Source organism: Pedococcus sp. P2_D9 (assembly GCF_056404275.1).
This window is the reverse complement of sequence record NZ_JBFUEI010000001.1, coordinates 36819-60764: the sequence shown is the minus strand read 5'-3', so window position 1 is coordinate 60764 and position 23946 is coordinate 36819. Positions and strand designations below refer to the sequence as shown.

Annotated in this window: 20 protein-coding genes; 8 read left to right on the top strand and 12 right to left on the bottom strand. The window is 70.2% G+C overall.

All coding sequences use genetic code 11. From position 1 onward, the window contains the following. Positions 1 to 2: 2 nt before the first annotated feature. The 5 genes from hisD to AC1DXJ_RS00255 all read right to left on the bottom strand — a co-directional run bounded on the left by hisD (position 3) and on the right by AC1DXJ_RS00255 (position 8145). Entirely contained in the window at positions 3 to 1349 is a 1347-nt protein-coding gene (gene hisD, locus AC1DXJ_RS00275; protein WP_477636114.1) for a histidinol dehydrogenase, read from the bottom strand. Positions 1350 to 1392: 43 nt separating this feature from the next. Further along, complete coding sequence (locus AC1DXJ_RS00270; RefSeq protein WP_477636113.1) at positions 1393 to 2913, bottom strand: MFS transporter; 1521 nt, start codon at positions 2911 to 2913, stop codon at positions 1393 to 1395. 17 nt (positions 2914 to 2930) lie between these two features. Beyond that, positions 2931 to 5960 (bottom strand): bifunctional [glutamine synthetase] adenylyltransferase/[glutamine synthetase]-adenylyl-L-tyrosine phosphorylase, encoded by a 3030-nt coding sequence (locus AC1DXJ_RS00265; RefSeq protein ID WP_477636112.1) that lies wholly within the window; start codon positions 5958 to 5960, stop codon positions 2931 to 2933. 81 nt (positions 5961 to 6041) lie between these two features. Then, the gene (gene glnA / locus AC1DXJ_RS00260; protein ID WP_477612640.1) at positions 6042 to 7379 is read right to left on the bottom strand and encodes a type I glutamate--ammonia ligase; all 1338 of its coding nucleotides are present in this window, start codon (positions 7377 to 7379) and stop codon (positions 6042 to 6044) included. Between the two features lie 91 nt (positions 7380 to 7470). Continuing rightward, complete coding sequence (locus AC1DXJ_RS00255; RefSeq protein WP_477624698.1) at positions 7471 to 8145, bottom strand: TetR/AcrR family transcriptional regulator; 675 nt, start codon at positions 8143 to 8145, stop codon at positions 7471 to 7473. Between the two features lie 163 nt (positions 8146 to 8308). Here AC1DXJ_RS00255 and AC1DXJ_RS00250 point away from each other — a divergent pair, with 163 nt between their 5' ends. After that, positions 8309 to 9010: a hypothetical protein gene (locus AC1DXJ_RS00250; RefSeq protein ID WP_477612638.1), complete on the top strand. Its 702-nt coding sequence runs from the start codon at positions 8309 to 8311 to the stop codon at positions 9008 to 9010. Positions 9011 to 9063: 53 nt separating this feature from the next. On the opposite strand, the gene AC1DXJ_RS00245 is transcribed toward AC1DXJ_RS00250, so the two are convergent. Beyond that, positions 9064 to 10266: a S8 family peptidase gene (locus AC1DXJ_RS00245; protein WP_477624697.1), complete on the bottom strand. Its 1203-nt coding sequence runs from the start codon at positions 10264 to 10266 to the stop codon at positions 9064 to 9066. Positions 10267 to 10433: 167 nt separating this feature from the next. On the opposite strand from AC1DXJ_RS00245, the gene AC1DXJ_RS00240 reads away from it, so the two are divergent. After that, positions 10434 to 11252: a DUF6299 family protein gene (locus AC1DXJ_RS00240; RefSeq protein ID WP_477636111.1), complete on the top strand. Its 819-nt coding sequence runs from the start codon at positions 10434 to 10436 to the stop codon at positions 11250 to 11252. 160 nt (positions 11253 to 11412) lie between these two features. Here the strand turns inward: AC1DXJ_RS00240 and AC1DXJ_RS00235 are convergent, their stop codons facing one another. The 5 genes from AC1DXJ_RS00235 to AC1DXJ_RS00215 form a co-directional block, all read right to left on the bottom strand. After that, a complete protein-coding gene (locus AC1DXJ_RS00235) occupies positions 11413 to 11781 on the bottom strand; it encodes a hypothetical protein (RefSeq protein ID WP_477624694.1) in 369 nt (122 codons plus the stop codon). Positions 11782 to 11858: 77 nt separating this feature from the next. Beyond that, positions 11859 to 13283: an HNH endonuclease signature motif containing protein gene (locus AC1DXJ_RS00230; protein WP_477636110.1), complete on the bottom strand. Its 1425-nt coding sequence runs from the start codon at positions 13281 to 13283 to the stop codon at positions 11859 to 11861. Positions 13284 to 13407: 124 nt separating this feature from the next. After that, positions 13408 to 14958, bottom strand: a complete 1551-nt coding sequence (locus AC1DXJ_RS00225; protein WP_477632008.1) for a phytoene desaturase family protein — start codon at positions 14956 to 14958, stop codon at positions 13408 to 13410. A gap of 54 nt (positions 14959 to 15012) precedes the next feature. Then, positions 15013 to 15291, bottom strand: coding sequence for a hypothetical protein (locus AC1DXJ_RS00220; RefSeq protein ID WP_477612636.1), 279 nt, complete (start codon positions 15289 to 15291; stop codon positions 15013 to 15015). A gap of 172 nt (positions 15292 to 15463) precedes the next feature. Next, on the bottom strand, positions 15464 to 17776 hold the full coding sequence (locus tag AC1DXJ_RS00215; protein WP_477632007.1) for an immune inhibitor A domain-containing protein: 2313 nt from the start codon (positions 17774 to 17776) through the stop codon (positions 15464 to 15466). 253 nt (positions 17777 to 18029) lie between these two features. Between AC1DXJ_RS00215 and panB the strand changes: the two genes are divergently transcribed. From panB to AC1DXJ_RS00195, 4 genes are all read left to right on the top strand, one after another. Continuing rightward, positions 18030 to 18908 (top strand): 3-methyl-2-oxobutanoate hydroxymethyltransferase, encoded by an 879-nt coding sequence (gene panB, locus AC1DXJ_RS00210; protein ID WP_477612634.1) that lies wholly within the window; start codon positions 18030 to 18032, stop codon positions 18906 to 18908. A gap of 152 nt (positions 18909 to 19060) precedes the next feature. Beyond that, positions 19061 to 20128 carry a M36 family metallopeptidase gene (locus AC1DXJ_RS00205; RefSeq protein WP_477632006.1) on the top strand — a complete coding sequence of 356 codons (1068 nt, stop codon included), beginning with the start codon at positions 19061 to 19063 and terminating at the stop codon, positions 20126 to 20128. A gap of 61 nt (positions 20129 to 20189) precedes the next feature. Then, positions 20190 to 21197 carry a glucose-6-phosphate dehydrogenase (coenzyme-F420) gene (fgd, locus tag AC1DXJ_RS00200; protein ID WP_477612632.1) on the top strand — a complete coding sequence of 336 codons (1008 nt, stop codon included), beginning with the start codon at positions 20190 to 20192 and terminating at the stop codon, positions 21195 to 21197. Between the two features lie 102 nt (positions 21198 to 21299). Beyond that, positions 21300 to 21926: a class I SAM-dependent DNA methyltransferase gene (locus AC1DXJ_RS00195; protein WP_477632005.1), complete on the top strand. Its 627-nt coding sequence runs from the start codon at positions 21300 to 21302 to the stop codon at positions 21924 to 21926. An 85-nt stretch (positions 21927 to 22011) separates the two neighbouring features. Here AC1DXJ_RS00195 and AC1DXJ_RS00190 read toward each other — a convergent pair whose 3' ends face one another. Further along, positions 22012 to 22200: a methionine aminopeptidase gene (locus tag AC1DXJ_RS00190; RefSeq protein WP_477612630.1), complete on the bottom strand. Its 189-nt coding sequence runs from the start codon at positions 22198 to 22200 to the stop codon at positions 22012 to 22014. 50 nt (positions 22201 to 22250) lie between these two features. Here AC1DXJ_RS00190 and map point away from each other — a divergent pair, with 50 nt between their 5' ends. Beyond that, on the top strand, positions 22251 to 23114 hold the full coding sequence (gene map / locus AC1DXJ_RS00185) for a type I methionyl aminopeptidase (protein WP_477636109.1): 864 nt from the start codon (positions 22251 to 22253) through the stop codon (positions 23112 to 23114). Positions 23115 to 23157: 43 nt separating this feature from the next. Continuing rightward, positions 23158 to 23931 (top strand): polyphosphate--glucose phosphotransferase, encoded by a 774-nt coding sequence (gene ppgK, locus AC1DXJ_RS00180; protein WP_477636108.1) that lies wholly within the window; start codon positions 23158 to 23160, stop codon positions 23929 to 23931. The last annotated feature ends 15 nt before the right edge of the window (positions 23932 to 23946 follow it).

The following is a 23946-nucleotide window of genomic DNA, read 5'->3' as shown; positions in this document are numbered from 1 at the left end:
GCTCACGACCCGTCGAAGCGGACCTGGACCGCCTCGCCGTGGGCGGGCAGGTCCTCGGCCTGAGCGAGGGCGACAACGTGGTGGGCGACCTCCTGGAGGGCCGTCTCGGTGTAGCTGACCACGTGCACGCCGCGCAGGAACGACTGCACGGAGAGCCCGCTGCTGTGGCAGGCGCATCCACCGGTCGGAAGGACGTGGTTGGACCCGGCGACGTAGTCACCCAGGCTCACCGGTGAGTGTGGCCCGACGAAGATCGCGCCGGCGTTGCGCACGCGCTCGCTGACCGCGGCGGCATCGGCGACCTGCAGCTCGAGGTGCTCGGCGGCGTAGGCGTTGACGACGGCCAGACCGGCGTCGAGGTCGTCCACGAGGACCACTCCCGACTGGGGTCCGGTGAGCGCCTCGCGGACGCGCTCTGAGTGCTTGGTGGACGCGACGCGGTCCTCGAGGTCGGCCTGCACCGCCTCGGCCAGGGCCACCGAGGCCGTCACCAGGACGGAGGCAGCCTGCGGGTCGTGCTCGGCCTGCGAGACCAGGTCGGCGCTGACGTGGGCAGGCACTGCGGTGTCGTCGGCGAGGATCGCGATCTCGGTCGGGCCCGCCTCGGAGTCGATGCCGATGACGCCCTTGAGGTAGCGCTTGGCAGCCGCGACGTAGATGTTGCCCGGTCCGGTGACGAGGCTGACCGGGTCGCAGACCACCGTCGCCCCCTCGGCGCCGGTGGTGTCCTCGAAGCCGAAGGCGAACGCCGCCACGGCCTGGGCGCCGCCCACGGCATACACCTCGTCGACGCCGAGCAGCGCGCACGCGGCGAGCACCGTCGGGTGGGGGTAGCCGGTGAAGGCGCCGGAGTTGTCGCGCTGCGGTGGGCTGGCGACGGCCAGCGAGCCGACACCGGCGATCTGGGCCGGGACGACGTTCATGACGACGCTGGAGGGGTACACCGCGCGCCCACCCGGGACATAGAGACCGACCCGGTCGACCGGGATCCACCGCTCGCTGACCTCGCCGCCGGGGACGACGGTGGTCGTGGTGGTGGTGCGGCGCTGGTCCTCGTGGACGATCCGAACTCTGCGGATGGCCTCGTCGAGGGCGGCCCGCACCTGCGGGTCGAGGGACTCCAGAGCCGCCTCGAGCACGGCCACGGGGACGCGCAAGGTCGTCGGGCGGACGCCGTCGAACCGCTCGCCCAGCTCGTAGAGCGCAGCAGCACCACGGTGACGAACGTCCTCGCAGATCGGCCGGACCGTCTCGACCGCGGCGGCGACGTCGAACTCCGCCCTCGGCAGCAGGTGACGCAGCTCGCGGACGCCGAGCGGCCGGCCGCGCAGGTCAATCGTGGAGAGCATGGGTCAAGTCTAGGTCGGGCCCACTGGGCGACCCGGTGCGGTCTCAGCCCCCGGTCTGTGCGGAGGACCGTTCGACTGCGGAGGCCTCCCCGGCCTCCCCAGCGTCCCCGGTCTCCTCCTCGCCTGCATCACCAGGGCCTACAGCGCCCTGACTCGCGACGGCCCGACTCACTGCGCCCTGACTCACTGCGCCGTGGCTCGCGGCGGCGTGGCCCACTGTGTCCTGGCCCACACCGGCCTGGCCTACCCCGGCCTGACGGGCTGCGGCCAGTCGGGCCACCGCCTGGGCAGCCCCGCCCTGCCGGACGGTGAAGGTGGCCTCGACGCTGCCTGCGAGCTCCTCCTTGGGCCAGCGGGCCGCGAGCAGCACGAGCACCCCCAGCGTCACGACGGCACAGATGCCGACCGACGCCGCGGGTGAGGTGCGCTCGGAGACCCAGCCGGCGGCAAGGAAGCAGGCGCCCGTGACGCCCACGGACAGCGCCCCTGCGAGCCCGAAGACCCGACCTCGCATGGCGGTCGGGACCAGCAGGGTGAAGGCAGCCTGCAACGGCAGCATGTAGCACTGCAGGGCGCCGCAGAGGAACCACGCGGCGCCCACCACGACGAGGGGCGGCTCGAAGATCGTCGCGAGCAGCGGCAGTGGAGTGAGCAGCGCAAGGCGCATGACCAGCGCAGACTGGCGCTCGGCGGGCAGCCGCCCGATGATCAGGAGGCCGACGACGGCCCCGAGGATCGGCGCAGCCATCAGCAGGCCGCCCCAGTTCGGCGACGGGCTGTGCTGGGCGGCGTAGGGCAAGGCCACAGCTTCGGGCGCCGCAATGGCCAGTGCGCTCGCGAGCGACAGCATGAGCATGTAGGTCAGCACCCGGCTGGATCGGATCTGGCGCCAGGCCTGGCCGACGTCGCCGACCAGGCCGGAGAGTGGTGCGTCGTCGACCTTCACGATCGACTTCGGCGGCCTGACCGCCATCAGGATGACAGCGCCGACGAGGAACGTGGCCAGGTCCAGCACCAACGTCTTGGTGTCGCCCACGAGGCCCACGATGGCGCCGCCGATGGCCAGGCCGATCGCCTGGTTGACCTGGGCGGCGAGGGTGGTCAGCCCGAATGCCCGCGCATAGAGCCGACGGTCCGGGAAGATGTCGGTCAGCAGCATCTGGCTGGCGGTCACGGCAGGGCCGCCGACGAACTCCAGGACGGCGACGAGCACGAGCACGAGCCACAGGGACTGGGTGACCGACACCGCCACGATGAGCACGCCGACCAGGGCCGCTCGGATCAGGTGGGTCCCGACGAGGCAGACGCGCGGCGGCATCCGGTCGCACAGGGGCGAGAGGAGCGCCCGGCCCAGGATGCTCGGCACCAGGGAGACCGCGAACGTCGCGGCCGTCGCCAACGCCGAACCCGTCCACGAGTAGACCACTGCAGCCACGGTGATGCGGGCGATGTAGTCGCCCCACGTCGAGAGCGTCGCGACCAGGAAGACAGGCAGGAACACCGGGGTGCGGAGGACCTCGGAGAACGAGGGGACCGTGACGGAGTCGTCCCTGCCCGTGGCCATGCGCCGACCGTACCTTCCTAGGTTGAACCGTAAAAGTTGAACTCCGTCACGCTACGCGCATGTCGGGCGATTCGGAGGTAGTCCTCCGCAAGATGTGCACCACTTCCCGGCTCGCGGCCGAGGATTCTGCTGACCCCGTCGGCAACCCGCAGGTCGGAGGGCACGCTGTCGACCGCCTTGCCGCGGTAGAGGACGGAGGCGTTGCGCAAGCGGGAGGCGAAGGACCAGGCGTCCCTGAGGGCGGCGGCGTGGTCGGCGGCGATCAGGCCGGCCGTCTCTGCAGCGTCGAGGGCAGGCAGCGTGCTGGTGGTCCGCAACGTCGGCACGGCATGGGCGTGGCGCATCTGAACCAGCTGCACGGTCCACTCCACGTCGGACAGCCCACCTCGGCCCAGCTTGAAGTGGCTCTTCGGGTCGGCCCCGCGAGGCAGTCGTTCTGCCTCCATCCGCGCCTTCAGGGTCCGGATCTCCCGGACCTGCTGGTCGGTGAGACCATCCCGGGGCCACCGCAACGGGTCGATGAGCTCGACGAAACGCGCGCCCAGCTCGAGGTCGCCGGCCAAGGGAGCGGCCCGCAGCAGGGCCTGGGACTCCCACGTGAGCGACCACCGGCTGTAGTAGGCGCGATAGCTGGCCAGGCTGCGCACGAGCGGCCCGCTCTTGCCCTCGGGACGCAGGTCGGCATCGAGACCGAGCTGTGGGTCGGGACCGGCAGCGGCCAGCAGCCGACGGAGCTCCTGCACGGTCTCGAGGGCCTGCTCCTGGGCCGTTGCCTCATCCGCCCCGTCGATGGGGTCGTGGACGAACAGGACGTCCGCGTCCGAGCCATAGGCGACCTCGCCACCTCCGAGCCGGCCCATCCCGACGACGAGCAGCCGGGTCGACAGCGGCCCGTGCCGCTCCTCGACGGTGCGTTGGGCCACCTGGAGCGCCGTCTCGACGAGCGCAGCGGTGACGTCGGTGAGGGCCTCGCCCACCCCGGCGAGGTCGAGGCTCCCCGAGAGGTCCGCCACGGCGATCCGAAACAGCTCCTGGCGCCTGATGCTCCGCGCCGCCCGCACCGCCTTGTCGGCGTCGTCCTGCCGACCAGCCGCCGCCGTCATCCGGCGAACCAGGTCCTCGCGCGACGACGGAGTCAGCCCGCCCGAGTCGCCGAGCATCGCGACCGAGTCGGGCGCGCCGACCAGCAGGTCTGCCGCGTAGCGGCTCCGAGCGAGCGTGTGCGCGAGGCGTTCGGCCGCGGACCCCTCGTCGCGCAGCAGCCGCAGGTACCAGTGCGTCGAGCCCAGCTCCTCGCTCACCTTGCGGAACGCGAGCAGACCTCCGTCAGGGTCCGCCTCGTCGGCGAACCAGCCAAGCATCACGGGAAGCAGGGTGCGCTGGATGGCCGCCCGTCGGCTCACCCCGGCCGTGAGCGCCTCGAGGTGGCGCATCGCACCGCCGGGGTCGCGGAACCCGAGCGCCGCCAGTCGCTCCTTGGCGGCTTCGGGTGCGAGTCGGGCGTCCGTCGAGCTGAGCCGGGCCACCGCAGCCAGCAGCGGCCGGTAGAAGAGTCGTTCGTGGATGCGGCGGACCTCGCGCGCCTGCTGCTGCCACTGCGCGACCACTGCCTTCGCGGCGTCCGAGCGGTGTCCCAGGGCGCGGCCGAGGCGGCGCAGGTCGGTGTCGGTCGTCGGCATGAGGTGGGTGCGGCGCAACCGGAACAGCTGGATACGGTGCTCGAGGGTGCGCAGGAGGCGATAGGACGCGTCGAGGGTCGCGGCGTCCTCGCGGCCGACGTAGCCACCGCGCGCCAGGGCGTCGAGGGCTTCGAGAGTCGTCCCCGAGCGAAGCGCATCGTCGGAGCGGCCGTGGACGAGCTGGAGCAGCTGGACGCTGAACTCCACGTCGCGAAGCCCTCCAGGGCCGAGCTTCAGCTGGCGCTCGGCCTCCCCGGCCGGCACGTGCTGCTCGACCCGCCGGCGCATCGCCTGCACGTCCTCGACGAAGTTGTCGCGCGAGGCGGCACCCCACACCAGGGGGTTGACGGCGGCGATGTAGGCGTCGCCGAGGGCTCGGTCCCCGGCAACGGGGCGTGCCTTGAGCAGGGCCTGGAACTCCCACGTCTTGGCCCACCGCTCGTAGTACGCACGGTGGCTGTCGATGGTGCGCACCAGTGGTCCGTTCTTGCCTTCCGGACGCAGCGCCGCGTCGACCGGCCACAGCGTCCCCTGCCCCGTGGAGGTGGAGCAGGCCCGCATGAGGTGGGTGGCCAGACCGGTGGCAGCCGCGATGGCGCTCGCCTCCTCCACTCCCTCGCGGGGCTCGGCCACGAAGATGACGTCGACGTCGCTCACGTAGTTGAGCTCGCGCCCGCCCGTCTTGCCCATGCCGATGACCGCGAAGTCGCACAGCTCGGCTTGCTCCCCCACCTCGGCCCGCGCGATGACCAGGGCCGCCTCGAGGGCTGCCTCGGCCAGGTCGGCCAGCGCCGCCGCCGCCTCGGGCAGGGCCAGCTCGGGGTCACCGGAGGTGAGGTCGAGCGCCGCGATCCCCAGCAGCTGTCGCCGATACCCGATCCGCAGTGCGTCGTATGCCGTGTGCTCACCGGCCGCGCGAACCGCCTCGACGAGCTCGTGGATGCGTTCGTCCGGCGTCCGAGGGCGAGCCTCCGCCACGCTGCGCCAGTGTTCGGGGTGGGCCACCAGGTGGTCGCCGAGGGCCGTGGAGGCGCCGAGGACGGCCAACAACCGGTCGCGCGCGGGCCCGCGGTGGCGGAGCGCAGCCACGAGGCCGGACACCTGCGCCTCCGCCCCGGACTCGATGTCGCGGCGCCGCGGCGCAGAGGCACGCAGCGACTCCATGAGCCGCACCAGGCTGAGCAGGGCGAGGTCGGGGTCGGCAACCGCGCCGAGGGCATCGGGCAGCCCGTCACTGAACAGGTCGTCGAGCGGGTCGATGAGGCCGGCCAGCGCCGGGTCCGCGAGCAGGTGCTCCGCGCGGGGTGGATCGGCAAAACCGAGTCGGGCCAGGGTCGCAGTCTGGGAGACAACGCGGCCGGAGGTCACCGCGACAGCCTACGCACTGGTGGGTGACACCCGCCCGCTCCGGTCAGCAGGCGGCATACCGGCGCGGGTTGCCGGGGCCGGTCACAGACCGGGCAGGTAGCGCTCGAGCTCGAACCGGGTGATCTCGCCGCGGTAGTCGTCCCACTCGGCCCGCTTGTTGCGCAGGAAGAAGTCGAAGACGTGCTCGCCGAGGGTGTCGGCGACCAGCTCGCTCCTCTCCATGACGCGGATGGCCTCGTAGAGCGAGGTGGGCAGCGGCTCGATCCCCATCGCCTGGCGCTCGGCGGAGGTCAGGCCCCACACGTCGTCCTCGGTCTCGGCGGGGAGCTCGTAGTCTTCCTCGATGCCCTTCAGGCCCGCGGACAGCATCAGGGCGAAGGCGAGGTAGGGGTTGCAGGCGGCGTCGAGGGTACGGACCTCGACCCGGCTGCTCTGGCCCTTGGTCGGCTTGTACATCGGCACGCGAACCATCGCGGACCGGTTGTTGTGGCCCCAGGTCAGGTGGGCCGGGGCCTCGCCCCCGCCCCAGAGCCGCTTGTAGGAGTTGACCCACTGGTTGGTGACGGCGGTGATCTCGGCGCCGTGGCGCAGGAGGCCCGCGATGAACTGCCGCCCGACCTTGCTCAGCTGGTAGGGCGCGCCCGCCTCGTAGAACGCGTTGCTGTCGCCGTCGAAGAGCGACATGTGGGTGTGCATGCCCGAGCCGGGGTGCTCGGAGAAGGGCTTGGGCATGAAGGAGGCGAAGATGCCCTGCTCGAGCGCGACCTCCTTGATGACGGTGCGGAAGGTCATGATGTTGTCGGCGGTGGACAGCGCGTCGGCGTAGCGCAGGTCGATCTCGTTCTGGCCGGGCCCGCCCTCGTGGTGGCTGAACTCGACCGAGATCCCCATCGACTCGAGCATGGTGATCGCCGCGCGCCGGAAGTCGTGGCCGGTGCCGTGCGGGACGTGGTCGAAGTAGCCCGCCTGGTCGATCGGCTCCGGGTTGTCGCCCGGCTTGAAGCCGGCCTTGAGCAGGTAGAACTCGATCTCGGGGTGGGTGTAGAAGGTGAAGCCGAGGTCGGCGGCCCGGGCGAGGGCGCGCTGCAGGACGTGGCGCGGGTCGGCGTGGCTCGGGGAGCCGTCGGGCAGGGTGATGTCGCAGAACATGCGGGCGGTCCCCGGGTTGTCGCCACGCCACGGAAGCACCTGGAAGGTCGCCGGGTCCGGCTTGGCGAGCATGTCGGCCTCGTAGACGCGCGCGAAGCCCTCGATGGCCGAGCCGTCGAAACCGATGCCCTCGGCGAACGCCCCCTCCAGCTCGGCGGGGGCGACGGCCACGGACTTGAGGGTCCCGAGCACATCGGTGAACCACAGCCGCACGAAGCGGATGTCGCGTTCCTCGATGGTGCGGAGGACGAACTCCTGCTGACGATCCATGTGTCGAATCCTGCCCTAGTTGTGTTTCCCCAGCGTTACGTGCCACGCGGGTCGGCTGCGTCAAGGGCGGTGGGACGGTGCTTGGGCGTTGCTACGCCGAGGTTCTCAGGCGCTCGAGGCCGGCCAGGACGAGGTCGAGGCCGAAGGCGAACTCGTCTGCCGGGTCATAGCCGGCGGCGACGAGCGCGGCGGCACTCTCGTTGAGGTAGGGGAACTCGTCGGGAGGAAGCTGGGGCAGGAACACGTCCTCGGCCATGTCCGCGAACTCGTCGGCTGTGTCGAACGGCAGGTTGACCGCCTGCAGGGCGAAGCCGTAGACGTAGCCGTCGAGCAACCAGTGGGCGTGCGTCGCCATCGACACCGAGAAGCCGGCCTTGCGCAAGCAGGCGGTGACCGCTTCGCGGTGGCGGAGGTGGGCGAGCCCCGGCGAGGTCCGCGACTCCATCAGGCCGATCGCCCAAGGGTGGCGTGCCAGGACCTCTCGGGCGGACACCGACCTCTTCCGCATCGCCGCCTGCCAGTCGGTCCCCTCCGGCGCGAGCTCGATCTCCCCGAACACGACGTCGATCATGGCGTCGAGCAGCTCTTCCTTGCCCGCCACGTAGTGGTAGAGCGACATGGCGCCGGCGCCGAGCTCGCCAGCCAGGCGGCGCATGCTCAGGCCCTCGACCCCCTCGCCGTCGGCGAGCCGGACTGCCTCGTCCACCACCCGCTGCTTGCTCAGCCCCGCCTCTGACGCCACTTGGCGTTGCTTCCCTGGGGCCACGGGTTCTTGCTCCTCTCGACGGATTGACAACAGTACGTCGTACGAGGATAGTACGGTGTACGACGTACGGTGTACGACAGGTGAATCGGTGAGGGGCCACCGGCCATCCGGACGACGTCGAACCCGCTGCACACCCACCGCCAACCGACTGGAGCCAAGGAGCATGAGGACTAGATCGCAGCAGGACACCGGCACCACGCATGGCCACAGTGGATTCGGTCGAGGGCGGCTCGTCGGCCTCGCGGCGATGGCGCTGGCGGTGATGGTGGTCGTGGAGAACGCCGTGCTGGCGGCAACGGGCGCGCCGTCCTACGGCGCTCCGATCGGCGAGGTGCTCGACTACTACGCGGCCAACCGCGCCTCGGTGGCGATCGCGTCCGGGCTGGTGGCCGTTTACCTGCCGCTGCTACTCGTGTTCGTGACGGGCCTGCACGGGCTCGTGGAACGGGGCGGCGGAGCGGGCTCCGACTGGTCGCGCCTCGCCGTCGCCGCTGGTGCAACGCTGTCGGCCACCTTCGTGCTGGTCAATGTGCTGCAGGTCGGGCTCGCACTGTCCGCCGGCGGCGTCGCGGAGCCGACGCCCCTGTTCGAGCTCGTGTGGCAGGTTCACGCGGCGGCCTTCGCGCTGGCGATGCCCATGCTCGGCGCCACCCTCGTCGGAACGGCCCTCGCTGCGCACGCGAGCAGGCTGACTCCGGCGTGGCAGCGGTCGCTGGGCCTGGGGGGCGGGGGCCTGCTGCTCGTCGCGGGGGTCGGCAACCTGGCGATCGCCGACGGCTCGGCGCTGATCTTCGTCGGGCTCCTGGGTTTCGCCGCCTGGCTCGTATGGCTGCTCGCAACCGGCGTGCGTCTCGTCCGGACGTGACCAAACCACGATGCGGCGCTGAGGTCGCGCACCAGAAGAACGCGCGCCTGTGGTCAGAGTCCGGAAACGTTGAGTAGCGGCTCCTGGCTAGCGTCCGGATCGCCGGTCCAATCGAAGGTTCCCGCCGCCTGGAGTGCCGCCTTCACCTGAGCCGGGGTGGCGCTGGGATGCGTGGACTTGTAGAGGGCTGCGGCACCCGTGACGTGCGGGCTCGCCATCGAGGTGCCGGAGATGGTGTTGTAGCCGCCGCCCCGCCAGGTCGAGAGCACGCACACGCCGGGTGCGGCGAGGTCGACGGCGGGACCGAAGTTCGAGAAGCCGGCGAACCGGTCATCCACGCCGTAGGCGCAGGTCGGGGTGCCGGTGCCTCCCGGGGCGCCGTCGAAGTCGGTGATGGCGGAGACGGTGATCACTTCCGGGAAGCTGGCCGGCACGAAGAAGGATGCGTCCGCGGCGGAGTTGCCGGCGGACACGACGTAGGTGACTCCGGCGGCCACGGAGGCGCAGATTGCCTGCCGCAGGCCCCCATCGGTGCAGGACCCGGGGCCGCCGCTTCCCCCGAGGCTCATGTTGGCGACGTCGATCGTGTCGCTGTGGGCGGTGACCCAGTCGATACCGCACATGATGCTGGACCAGGTGCCGCCGCCCTGCGAGTTCAGCACGCGCACCGCCCACAGCCGTGCACCTGGAGCCACACCCACGACGCCGACCTTGTCGTCCTTGGCGGCAGCGGTTCCCGACACGTGGGTGCCGTGGCCGTTGAGATCCGCGAACGACGTGCCGCCCGCCACGCAGTTGACACCGCCGACGACGTTGAGGTCTCGGTGCCTGGGGTCGATGCCCGTGTCGATGACCGCGATATCGACGTCGACCGCGCCGCGTCCGTTGCCTGCGGCGGTCGAGCTCTGCGGGGCGCCGATCCGGTTGATGCCGGCTGGGACCGTCTGCGCGGTGATGCTCACCTCACGGTCGGCCACCACTGCGGCGACCGCCGGGTCTGCCGACAGGCGTGCGACGTCGCGAGCCGACAGCTTCGCGGCATACCCGTGCAGCGCGTGCCGGTAGACATGGGTGACCTCCGCACCACGCCCATGAGCTGCAGACGCCGCCCTGTCCGGGTCCCCGCTGCGGAGGCTGACGATGTACGAGGCCCGGGTGTCGTCTGGAGCGACCCCGGCCGCGCCCCTCGCCGGGAAGGCTGACCCCAGTGTGCAGGCGGCCACGACCACCGCAACGCCCATCGATCGAAGCGCCATGACCGACCCCCGTCCTCGTCGAAGCAGGCAGGTGCCCGCGTCCCGACCCTAGAAGCGCTCCGCCGCCGCCGCCTCACCCGATTGAATGATTTCCGCTCGGTTGCCCGGGACTACCTTCGGTTGCATCCGAGGCGCACCAACGTGCCTCGCCGCAGAAGGGGACAACCATGAGTCTTTCCTTGCGTATCGCGGGTGCGGGGGCAACGGCCGCGTTGGTCATCGGCGCGTGGGCCGCGCCGGCGTTTGCGGCACCCCCCGGCAATGACACCTATGGCGGGCGAATCGTCGTCAGCGGTGTCCCGTACACCACCCAGGTCGACACCACGCAGGCCACCACCGATGCCGACGACACCCCCATCCGCAACCAGTGCGGGGCGCCTGCGACCGATGCGAGCGTCTGGTACCAGTTCTCGACACCGACGGCGGCGACCCTGATCGGAGACGTGCGTGGGTCGAGCTACTCCGCTGGTGTCGCTGTGGCCGTCGGCTCGCCTGGCTCCTTCACGGTTCTGTCCTGCGGCCCGGGCGGTGCGGTGTGGGACGCGGAGGCGGGGACAACCTACACCCTCCTGGTCTTCGACGACCAGATCGACGGTGTCGGCAAGGGCGGAACACTCGACCTGGTCATCGACGTGGCACCGCCGCCGCCGGACCTTGAGGTGACGGTCAACCCGACCGCCAACTTCGTCAGCCGTACCGGTAGCGCAATCGTCTCGGGCACCATCATGTGCGGCGCCGATGCGGACTTCGCCTTCCTCGAGGCCCAGCTCACCCAGAGGGTCGGCCGCGTGCTGATCCGTGGCTTCGGCGGCACCGAGGTCACCTGCGACGGGACCACCCGTCCGTACACCTTGGAGATCATCGGCGACAACGGGCTCTTCAAGGGCGGTAAGGCGGCCCAGCTGACCTTCTCGGCGGCCTGCTCGTTCCTGTGCTCCGAGTACTTCGCGGAGCAGACGATCCAGCTCAAGGGCGGTCGCAAGTAGGCGCTCTGTCACAGCGGTTGGGTATGCCGCGTCCCACCGGCGCGGCATACCCTCTGTCCGAAGCCGGTCCGCAGGCCGCTGCGCGGCGGTGCTCGCTGGTGCCCTCATGTGACCGCTCTTCGACATGACGGCGCGGTCAGCGGCATGAGCGTGCACATACCTACCGCAAGTCACGCACGGGGCTGACGCCCCACTTCTCAATCGTGAACCGCCAGAAGAGCGGCAACAGATCTGACACGGGCCGCTCAATCGAGTCGCCCGGGCCAGTCGCGGTCTCGTGACCGATGCGGACTCGGTCAGCTCGCACGAGCGTGACACGAAGCCAGTCCGGGCTAGCAGACACCGGCGCGGTCGTCACCACTAGATCCTCGTGAGATGTGTGCGCCGCGAGCGTGTGGGTTGCGCCCTCAGCCATGACGCTCCGAACCAGTTCCAGCATCGGATTCACGAACGTGAAGGCATGGTTGTCGATCAGGTCCTCATAGAACGCCTCAATCTCATCCCACGCGGTCACCGTGAAGCCAGCCATGTGGCCAGCCTGCCGCACCGGAGTTCGGTCCGCAGCCAATGCACGCTCATCGGCATGAGCGGAAGTTGGGTCGGCGATCAGGCCGCTTGGTGGCCGTGGCGATCCATGGGCTGGGTGACGTGCGTGCGGCCGTCGGGCGCGGTCCAGGTGCAGATGCCCAGCTCGTCCATCTCGACCTGCCAGCCGGCATGGTGCTTGAACCCGTGGTGGGTCGAGCACAACGTCTGGAGGTTGGTGACGGTGGTCGGACCGTCGGGATGTCGGACCACGTGGTCGAGCTGGCACCGTCTGGCGGCGCTGGCACACCCGGGGAAACGGCAGGTGCCGTCGCGTGACCGCACGGCTCGCGCAGTCCTTGCGCCGGGGCGGTAGGTCTGTGGGTCCTGCCACCGGATCGCGCCGGTGACGGAGTCGCTTCGGGCGATCCGGATGGTGACGTCCGGATCGTTGAGCAGGGCGACCACGTCCGCCGGGAGCAACGACCCGAGCAACGGCACCTCGGTGTGCGCGGAGACGAACCACAGGGTCTCGTGGTCGTGCAGCACTCCGTCATCGAGCTCCTCGCAACCACCGAGGTCGACGTAGCCGCCGTTCGGCTCGGGCGACTCGAGGTCCGACGGTTCGTCGAGGCATTCGGCAGAGACGCCGAGGTCTGGCCGGCTGGCGTGGCCGCTGTCGATCGGAGCGACGAGCTCGATGGTGGTGCTGATCGTCGCGTTGGCCGCGATGAGGTCGGCCAGGGCATCGACCCGCGCGGCGCCCATCCGCAGGCCCGGCTGGGCACGGGCGTACTCGGCTGCGAGACCGTCTACCGCAGTCCAGACCTGCATGGCCACGGGCGTCGGCAGGTCGGCCACGAGCCGGGTCATGCCCTTGCACTCACCCGGGCGAACTCGGACGTCGCTGCGGCTCCGCGCCAGCACAGCCAGACGATCGGCGTCGTCAGGGGCGCAACGGTCGGCCGCACGGCGTGCCCGGCGGCGCAGGGCCGCGCAGGACATCTCGGTGACGCCGCCCTCCAGCACGCGAGCCTCGAACTCGTGCAGCCGTGCCCCAGGTGCGGCCGCCGACTCGGCGACGACCGCGTCGACACGGTAGGGCTCGAGATCCCCGGACCAGGCCAGCGCCTGCACCTGGGGCAGCGAGCAGACGACGCGGCGGGCGTGGTCGATGCGGGTCGACATGGTGCGGGGTGACACGTGCAACAGAGCCGCGAGCGAACCCGCCGCGATGGCGTGGCCGGACAGGTGCTGGCGACGTCCGCCTGCCCGGGCCACGTCAGCCGCGTCGAGCTCGGCGCGCTCATCGCACCGCCTGGCCACCGTCTCCATGGCCGAGCGCAGCCGCGCCGTCGCCGCGCTGACCACCCGCTGGGAGGCAAGGACCAGGGCCTCGGCCTCCTCGACCGACAGGTCGGCGATCTGCTCGTCCGTCATGGTGAAGAGCGCACCTGCGAGGGCGGCCGGGTCGGTCGCCTGCACTGCTTCCACACTGTCGAGCATGGGTCCCACACTAGCGACCACCACTGACAGCCCAAGGTGAGCAGCTCGGGAAAACCGTTGGGATGGAAGGGGATTGAGCACCTGTTCCCCGCGTTCGTGGGGACGGCTGTCTACGCAGGCAGCCTCAGCCCTTGAGCACCGACATGGCGGCGTTGTGACCCGGTATGCCGCTGACTCCCCCACCGCGTCGGGCGCCGGCTCCCGCGATGCGCACCTTCTCGTGCGGTGTCTCGACGCCCCAGGTGCCGACCTCGTCCTCCCTCTCGGCCCACGGCCACTGGAGGGAGCGGTGGAAGATGTTGCCGCCCGGGAGGCCGAGGTCGGCCTCGAGCTCGACCGGGGTCCGCGCCTCGATGCACAGGGCTCCGTCGGGGTCCCGCAGCAGGACGTCCTGGATGGGCTCGGCCAACACCGAGTTCAGTGACTCGAGGGTCCGCGCGAGGGCCAGGTCCTTGACCAGGTCGTGCTCGGCGGTCGTCCCCTCGAAGAGTCGGGCCGGCAGGTGCAGTCCGAACAACGTGAGCGTCTGGGCACCCGTCTCCGCCAGCGAAGGCCCCAGGATCGAACGATCCGACAGGCTGTGGCAGTAGATCTCGCACGGCGGCACCTGCGGCACCCGGCCGGCGGCAGCGGCGGCATACGCCTCCTGCAGCTGGTCGTAGCCCTCGTTGACGTGGAAGGTGCCCGCGAACGCGGCCGTCGGGTCGACGTCCTGGTCGCGCAGCCGCGGCAGGCGCGACAGGAGCATGTTGACCTTGAGCTGGGCGCCCTCGGGCGCCTCCTCCGTCGGGACGGGGTCGGCGCCGGTCTCGGCGAGCAGGGTGTTGAGGACGGTGGGCGCGCAGGCCGCATGGATCGTCGAGCCCCGCGCCTCGCCACCGTCCCAGCTGACCAGACCGTCGGGGTCGACCGCGAGCACCCTCGTCCCCGTGCGGATCTCGGCCCCTGCCTTGACCGCGGCACGAGCGAGTCCGTCGGTCACGGCACCCATGCCACCGACCGGCACGTCCCAGTCGCCGGTCCCCCCTCCGATGAGGTGGTAGAGGAAGCAGACGTTCTGCCGCAGGTCGGTCGAGCCCATCTCGGCGAAGGTGCCGATGAGCGCGTCGGTCGCGACGATGCCCCGCACGGTGTCGTCGCCGAACTCGGCCTCGAGCACCTCACCCAACGGTCGTCGGACCAGGGCTTCCCAGAGCGGGTCGTCCCCGACGAGGGCAGCCACCTGCGCCTCGGTGCGCAGCGGTTCGAGCACCGTCGGGAAGACCTGCTGTGCAAGGTGGTGGACGCGCCCGTAGAAGTCCTGCCACGCGGCATACTCCTTCGCCCCTCCGGTGAGGGCAGCGAAGCCGGCCGCGGTCGAGGCGGCGTCACCGTGGTCCACGAGCAGCCCGCGCTCCGGTCGGTCGGGGACGGGCGTGAAGGAGGAGTAGCGCCGCCGGATGAGCTGGACGTCGAGGTCGAGGTCGCTGATCACCTGACGGGGCATCAGCGACACCAGGTAGGAGTAGCGCGACAGGCGCGCGTCGACGCCAGCGAACGCCTGGGCCGAGACAGCCGCACCACCCACGTGATCGCCGGTCTCCAGAACCAGCACCCGGCGCCCCGCCCGGGCAAGGTATGCCGCGGCGGTCAGCCCGTTGTGACCGGCACCGATGACGACGTCGTCGTAGTCCACGGCGCAGAGCCTACGGTGCCGTGTCGAGCCGTTCTGACCTCGGTGGCCGGGTCGCTACTGCGGTGCCGCGTCGTCGCTCTCCGATGCCTCGTCCGCGTCCGCCAGGACGGGCAGGTCGGGGTCGATCTCCTCGTACCGCCGGTGCAGCTCTTCGGGGTTCGGTTCCAGGCCGAGCGACTCCAGCTCGGCGCTCACCGCTGCCACCACCGCCTCCGGACCCTGTCCCGCCGCCTTGGCCTCACCGCGCAGCTGCGCCGCCACGACCTCGTGCCGCTTCTCCTCGGACAGCTCGCCCTCGGAGCTGCTCGTGGCGACCTCGAAGTTGTCTGACATCAGTCCTCCATCACCGGTGTCACCGCTGGTCGGCGACCTCTCCCGAGTCTGTCGCCGGGGCGCTCGACGCACCACTCGAGCCGAGGTCGGGCACACGAAACGGGGCCCCGGGATTGCTCCCGGAGCCCCGCCCCGTCTTACACCCGGCGGACCCCTGCCAGCCGGGCGCAGGTCACTTGAAGCTGACCTGGACCTGCAGCAGGTTGCCGCCGTCCTCGGACTTGTTGACCTTCATGACCGTGCCGGAGCCCGCGACCTGGACCGAGGACCAGGGGTTCTTCGCGCTCCAGTAGCGCATCGGGTCGCTGTCGTCGAAGACCGGCATGGCCGGCTGCGAGGCGACGTCGAGCGCGGTGCCGTTGCGGTGGAACGTCACCGCGTCGGTCCGCTCCAGCCCGAACGTCGCGTCCCACGGCTGGCGCCGGTTGCCCAGCTTGACGCCGTCGGCGAAGGTCACAGGTGCCGGACGCGCGTCGACCGGCAGAGACTGGCCGCCACCCGGGTGGCCCGAGGTGTTGTTGTCGGTGAACTCACCGTCGACGTACCAGACGAGCAGGCCGTTCTGGTAGGGGAACCGCTCCACCCAGTCGGGCTTGGTCTTCGCCCAGCCGAAGTTGTACGGACCCGTCTTGAGGGTCTGGTCGTAACCGGTGTAGGTGCGGTTCTCGGCCAGGTAGTAGTGGCTGACGACCTCGGAGGTCTTGCCCGTCATGCGGGTGAACCCGTTGGCGGTCCAGCCGTTGGTGCCGCCCTCGACGTCGTCGGACACCGTGGTGCCGCCGATGGTGACGGCCAGGTCGTCGAGGAACGGGCCCTCGAAGTGCAGCCCGCCGTCGGTGGCGTAGCGGAAGCGGAACTGGACGCTCTTGCCGGCGTATGGCGTGAGGTCCCAGGTCTTCTGGGCCCAGGGGGTCAGACCGGCGTTGTCGGACGGGCCGGAGATCGGCGCCGCCGCGTCCTTCCAGGTCGCGCCACCGTCGGTGCTGACCTCGGCGTACAGGTAGTCGTAGTCCTGCTCGATGTTGTACTGCAGCCAGGCCGAGACCGAACCGCTGGTCGCCCCGGTGAGGTCCACCGTGCGGGTCAGGGTGTTGTTGAGGCTGTCGTTCGCGCCGCCCCACCACTCGTAGGACCCCGAACGGGGGGTGTTGTAGTCGTTCTTGACCGTCTTGTCGGGCAGGGTCACTGCCAGCGCCTGGTAGGACGACGTGGTCTTGGGCTGGTCGGCCGGGTTGAGCTTGACCGTCATGGCCTGGCCGTAGGGCACCGCCTTGTAGTCGAGCCAGCCGAGCTGGAGCTTCTCGAGCGGACCCATGTAGCCGGGCGTGGTGCCGATCGAGTCGCCCCCGTGGTTCAGCCACGAGCCACCGGACATCAGCGTCCAGAAGCCGGTGCCGTTGTCGCCGCCTGCGGTGTCGTAGTAGTCCGGGAGACCGAGGTCGTGGCCGAACTCGTGGGTGAAGACACCCAGGCCACCGTTCTCGGGCTCGGTGGTGTAGTCACCGATCCAGATCCCGGAGTTGCCCAGCGGCACTCCGCCGAGCTTCGCGCCCTCGGGGCCGGTCTTGCCGGCGTCGGTGGAGTAGGCGTACCAACGGTGCGACCAGATGGCGTTGGTGCCCTGGGCGCCGCCGCCGGCCTCTTCGCCCTCACCGGCGTGGATGGCCTGGAAGTGGTCGATGTAGCCGTCCGGCTCGTTGAAGTTGCCGTCGTGGTCGGCGTCGTAGCGGTCGACCTTGTCGAACTGCTTGAGGTACGTCGTGATCTCGGCGTCGCTCTTCCCGGCCGCCTTCTGGGCGTTGTACCAGGACGTGGCGGTGTCCTTGACGTAGTTCCAGTAGCCGTCGGCGTTGTTGCTCCGGCCATAGCGGGCTTCGTTGTACGGCACGGTGACCCAGTCGGAGACGTCACCCTTGGCCACGAAACGACCGTTCGACTGCTTCAGGTAGAAGTCCTTGAACGACTCTCCCTCGCCGAACATCATGTCCTGGTAGTGGGCGCGGTTGAAGTCCGCGGTCCAGGCGGTGGAGTTGTCGTCGGTTGCGTTGCCGTCCCAGACGCGGTCCGGTGCCGGGATCTGGTTGTGCACCGGTCCCGGGGTGGCGTCGAAGCCGGTCTCGGTCTTGTTCCCGAAGTCGGTGAGGATGGTGAAGATGTCCTCCTCGCGCTCCACCGGGTAGGACACGTAACGGTCCTGGGCGGCCTTGCTCCCCTTGGGTGCCTTGGCGTTGCCCGCGAGCTTGATGACGCGCTGGCCGCCCCGCATCTCGGTGGTCGCCTCCCCCTTCACGAGCTTGTCGACGGCCTCCTTGCGCAGGGCGCGGGCGGCGTCGCCGAGCGGGTTCGGCAGGTCGTGCTCACGGTTGTTCGCCGTGGGCTCCTTGTCGCCCTGCACAGGGGTTGCCTGCGCAGGAGCGGAAGCCAGGCTCAGGGCGACGGCGGTAACCGCTACTCCCGAGACCAGGCTCAGATGACGTCTGTTCACGAATCCTCCAGTGTCTGTGCGCGACCCCTCTCGGCACACGCAAGGGCGAGCCAAACACGCGGCAGACGGCATACCAAGACTTCGCCGGGTATGGACTTCGTAAATTTCTGACCGATCGGTCGCTATCCCATTCGTCCGTTTTGGCGATGGAGCCGGCCCGGCGCCCCTGAGTCCCACTGGCCCCAGTGAGCACTTCAGCAGCCCTGGGCGGTCACCCGGAAGCCCTGCCGCCGCCCCCTCCTAGGATGGCGCCATGAGCGATCAGCCAACGACGCCTCCCACCACCGCCGAGGTCGCGGCCCCCTATGGCACGGGCGCCCAGGCCGCGCCGCAGCGCCGGGTACGCATCCCGCACCTGCAGGCGATGAAGGAGAAGGGCGAGAAGTGGGCCATGCTCACCGCCTACGACATGTACTCCGCCGAGATCTTCGACGAGGCGGGCATTCCCGTGCTGCTCGTCGGTGACTCCGCCGGCAACAACGTCTACGGCTTCGAGACGACCGTCCCGGTGACGGTCGACCACCTCGTGCCGCTGGTCCGGGCGGTCACCTCGGCGGCCAAGCACGCCATGGTCGTCGCCGACCTGCCGTTCGGTTCCTACCAGGCCAGCCCGCAGCAGGCCCTGGCGACCGCCACCCGGATGATGAAGGAGGGCCTGGCCCACGCCGTCAAGCTCGAGGGCGGCAAGCTGATGGTCCCCGAGGTCGAGCTGCTGGTCCGGGCGGGCATCCCCGTCATGGGACACATCGGCTTCACCCCCCAGAGCGAGCACGTCCTCGGCGGCTACCGGGTCCAGGGCCGCGGCGACTCCGGCGACCGGCTCGTCGAGGACGCGGTGGCTCTGGAGAAGGCAGGCTGCTTCGCCGTCGTCATGGAGATGGTCCCTGCTCCCCTGGCCGCGCGGGTCACCGAGGTGCTGTCGATCCCGACCATCGGCATCGGCGCCGGCCCGGACTGCGACGCCCAGGTGCTCGTCTGGCAGGACATGGCCGGCCTGCGCGGTGGCAAGGCACCCCGCTTCGTCAAGAAGTACGCCGACCTCCGCACGGAGCTGGGTCAGGCGGCTGCCGCGTATGCCGCCGACGTCGCCTCGGGCTCGTTCCCCGCGGCCGAGAACTCCTTCCTCGAATAGCCCACGGGGGGCTCCCCCTTCCCCGGCACGACACTTTCCCGGTACGGCGTGCAAGCTCATCCACCTGTAGGACCCCAACGGTTGCGGATCACGACTACCGTGCACCGGTGGACCACAGATCGTGGTCGCCCGTCGTGATCGGAGGACCTTCCGTGCCCCAGCGCCACCACCGTCCCGCGCTCCTGCCATTCGTCGCCACCGCGGCGGCCTGCGGCCTGCTGTTCGCCGCAACTCCGGCCCAGGCCACGAAGCCGACTCCGGGCACGTCGACCGGCACTGGCGCGGTGTTCATGGTCAACCCGGTGCAGTCCTCGGGCAACCAGGGCCTGACCGACCAGAAGGACTCCGACGCTGCCGTTCCCTCCAGCGCCTACGCCAACGTCCCGCTGCGCAACCTCGACGGCTCGGGCTACCTGCGCGGATCGTGGGCCACTGTCCAGTCCTCCACGGGCACACCGGCATTCAGTCCCTCGAACACCTTCGTCTACACGCGCCACCAAGACCAGTTCGAGCAGGTGATGGGGTACTTCTGGGTCAACCAGGCGCAGGAGTACCTCCAGTCCCTCGGCTTCGGTTCGACGCTGCGCGGGATCCTCAAGCAGCAGTTCCCGGTCAAGATCGACCAGTACGGCGGGGACAACTCCTACGAGACCAGCAAGCCCTTCCGGATCCGGCTGGGCAAGGGCGGCGTCGACGACGCGGAGGACGCCGAGGTCATCGTCCACGAGTACGGCCACGCCGTGCACCAGTCCCAGGTCCCGGGCTTCGGCTCCACCCTGGACTCGGGCTCGATCGGTGAGTCGTTCGGCGACTACCTCGCGGTCTCGGTCGGCCTGGCCGCCGCCAAGCAGTACCACTGGCCGGTGAAGGCCGAGCAGGCCTGCCCCATGGACTGGGACGCCACCTCCTACACCGATGCGCCCCACTGCATCCGGCGCTTCGACACCGGCATGACCGTGGCGACCCGCAAGGGAGAGGTCCACGCCGACGGCCAGATCTGGAGCCAGGCCCTGTGGGAGATCCGCCTCGGCTACGTCAAGATGGGCTCGACCACGGAGGCCTGGGACACGACCCTGATCGACGCACAGTTCCGGTTCGCCCCGGACACCTCGTTCTCGGCAGCCGCCAAGGCGACCTACGACACCGCGCTGGCCCGCGACGGCGCCGCCGCTGCAGCCCTCGTCAAGGACCGGTTCGAGGCCCGGGGCATCAGCTTCTGACCGCCCTGCCGCGGCGGTGACCCAGCGCCGCCGCGGCGCGAGCACGGCATACGGTGGGCGCATGACGCTGCGCATCGGGTACAAGGCCTCCGCCGAGCAGTTCGCTCCCCGGGAGCTGTTGGAGTTCGGCGTGCTGGCCGAGCAGGTCGGGCTGGACAGCGTGCTGATCTCCGACCACTTCCAGCCGTGGCGCCACGACGGTGGCCACGCCCCCTTCTCGCTCGCCTGGCTGGCGGCGCTGGGCGAGCGGACCGAGCGGGTGCAGATCGGCACCTCGGTCATGACGCCGACGTTCCGCTACAACCCGGCCGTGGTGGCGCAGGCGTTCGGCACACTGGGCGCCCTCTACCCCGGTCGGGTCATGCTCGGCATCGGGACCGGCGAGGCGCTGAACGAGGTCGTCGTCGGGTCGGTGCAGGAGTGGCCGGAGTTCAAGGAGCGGTTCGCGCGCCTGCGCGAGGCCGTCACCCTGATGCGCCGGCTGTGGAGCGAGGAGCGCGTCAGCTTCGAGGGTGACTACTACCGCGCCGTCGACGCGACCGTCTACGACCGGCCGGAGCAGCCGGTCCCCGTCTACGTGGCCGCCGGCGGCCCGCTCGTCGCTCGGTATGCCGGCCGGTCCGGTGACGGGTTCATCTGCACCTCCGGCAAGGGCGAGGAGCTCTACCGCGACAAGCTGCTGCCGGCCGTGGACGAGGGCCTGGGCAAGTCCGGCCGCACCCGCGCGGACATCGACCGGATGATCGAGATCAAGCTGTCGTGGGACCCCGACCGCGCACAGGCGGTGACCAACTGCCGCTTCTGGGCGCCGTTGTCGCTGACGGCGGAGCAGAAGCACGGCACGAGCGACCCCCTGGAGATGCAGCGGCTGGGCGACGCCCTCCCCGACGAGCAGGTCGCCTCGCGGTGGATCGTCTCGGACGACCCCGAAGAGGTCGTGGCCGCGGTGCAGCCCTACGTCGACTGGGGCTTCAACCACCTGGTCTTCCACGGTCCCGGTCACGACCAAGCGCGGTTCCTGCGCACGTTCGCCGATCGCGTCCTGCCCGGCCTTCGCAACCTCGGCTGACCCGCGTCGACCGACTCGTCGGCGCCCCTGACTCTTTCCCCTGCGACCCCACCGAACCTAGGCTGGAGTGCACCGCACGACCATGGACGAGGGTGAGTGAGCATGACCGAGATGGAGCCCCGCACACGGTGGTCCGAGGTCTCGGGTGGACCGGGCGCGGCAACCGCCTACCAACAGCGCTTCGACGACCTCGCCGCCCAGGGGATGGACATCCACGGTGAAGCCGCCCTGGTCGCCTCCCTCTTGTCTCCACCGGCTCGCGTCCTGGACGCAGGCTGCGGCACCGGCCGCGTCGCGACCCAGCTGACCGCCCTGGGCTACCACTGCGTGGGCGTCGACGCGGACGCCGCGATGATCGAGGTGGCCGAGCAGCGTGACCCAGCCACGACCTGGGTGCGCCAGGACCTGAGCCGACTCCAGCTGCGGTCCCAGGCGTTCGAGCTCGCCGTGCTCGCCGGCAACGTGATCCCGCTCCTCGCACCCGGCACCCTGCTCGTCGCCCTCCAGCGGTTGGCAGCGCACCTGCAACCCGGCGGACTGCTCGTCGCGGGCTTCGGCCTGGACTCCTCGCACCTTCCGCAGGGGTGCCCGGCGACTCCACTGGAGGACTACGACCGGGCCTGCGAGGTCGCCGGCCTGACGCTGACGCGCCGGTTCAGCACGTGGGGTCGCGAGACCTGGCGGCCGGAGTCCGGGTACGCGGTCTCGGTGCACCGCTGCGGCGGCTGAGGTCCACCGCCGCAGCTGGGCTCGTTTCCCGGGTGGGCTCGTCGCCGGGGTGGGCTCGTCGCGGGTGGGCTCGTCGCGGGTGGGCTCAGTCCTCCGAGCCGCCCTCTTCCCACGCCCTGTCCTCGGCGTCCCACTGCTCCGTGCGCTCACGGGCGGTCTGGAGCGCGTTCGCAGCCTCCGCCTCGGTGCCGTACGGGCCCATGAGGTCCTCGCCCTGGCTCTTGTTGTCGTCGCTCTCGACCTGACCGCTGCTCACGTTGTACCAGTAAGCCATGGGGTGCCCTCCAATTCGACGGATCTGCGTACGTCCCTAGACTCCACCGTATGCCGTTGACCTACGCAAGCGTGGCCCCGGGCGTGGTGTCGCCACGTCTCCCGGTGCCCGCGTCGATCGAGCGGCCGGAGTACGTCGACCGACCGGCCCCCACCCTCGACAACGCCCCCGAGGTCAAGGACGCCGAGACGATCGAGCTGATGCGGGTCGCCGGGCGCATCGCCGCCCAAGCCATGGCAGCGGCGGCGGCCGTCATCGCGCCGGGTGTCACCACCGACGAGATCGACCGGGTCGGCCACGAGTTCCTGATGGACCACGGCGCCTATCCTTCGACGTTGGGCTACAAGGGATTTCCCAAGTCGCTGTGCACCTCCGTCAACGAGGTGATCTGCCACGGCATCCCCGACGACCGCCCCCTCGAGGACGGCGACATCGTCAACATCGACATCACCGCCTTCATCGGAGGCGTCCACGGCGACACCGACGCGACCTATCTGTGCGGAGACGTCGACGAGGAGTCACGGCTGCTCGTCGAGCGCACTCACGAAGCCATGATGCGGGGAATCAAGGCCGCCATCCCGGGCCGCGAGATCAACGTCATCGGCCGAGTGATCCAAAGCTATGCGCGCCGTTTCGGGTACGGCGTCGTCCGCGACTTCACCGGGCACGGCATCGGGCGGTCGTTCCACAGCGGTCTGATCGTCCCTCACTACGACGCCGCACCCTCCTACAACACCATCATCGAGCCGGGCATGACCTTCACGATCGAGCCCATGCTCAACCTGGGCACGCCGGAGTGGGAGATGTGGGACGACAAGTGGACCGTCGTCACCGCAGACCGGCGCCGGTCGGCGCAGTTCGAGCACACCATCCTCATCACCGACACGGGCAACGAGATCCTGACGCTGGCCTGATGGTGGGCAACCCAGGGCAGGGCAACCGCAAGGAGGCGGACCGATGGCGAAGGAAGCCAAGCAGGCCAAGCACGGGCTCCCGTTGGGGATCGACGTGGGCGGCAGCGGCATCAAGGGGGCGCCCGTCGACCTGTCCAAGGGGGCCTTCGCGGCCAAGCGGATGCGGATCGACACTCCCCTGGCGTCGACACCGGAGGCGGTGGCCCTGGTCATCGACCAGATCGTCGACCACTTCGACGCCGTCCGCGGCGACTCCCCCATCGGAGTCACCATCCCCGGTGTCGTGACCCATGGCGTGGTCCGTTCGGCCGCCAACATCGACAAGGGGTGGCTCGACTTCGACGCGGAGCCGATGCTCGAGAAGGTGCTCGCCCACGACATCATCCTGGTGAACGACGCGGACGCAGCCGGGGTCGCCGAGCTCCACTACGGCGCCGCCAAGGGCCAGAAGGGACTCGTCGTGATGACGACCCTGGGCACCGGCATCGGAACCGCACTGATCCACGACGGGGTCCTCATCCCCAACTCCGAGCTGGGCCACCTCGAGATCGACGGCTACGACGCGGAGACGCGCGCCGCCTCCTCGATCAAGGACCGGGAAGGGCTGAGCTATCCGGAGTGGGCCAAGCGGCTGCAGCGCTACTACAGCCACCTCGAGGCGCTCCTGTGGCCGGACCTCATCGTCGTAGGGGGCGGCGTGTCCAAGGACGCCGCGCAGTTCCTTCCCCTGCTCACGCTGAAGACCCCGATCGTGCCCGCCACGCTCGAGAACAAGGCCGGCATCATCGGGGCGGCCCACCTCGCGGCCAACAAATAGCGCAGACCCCTCGCA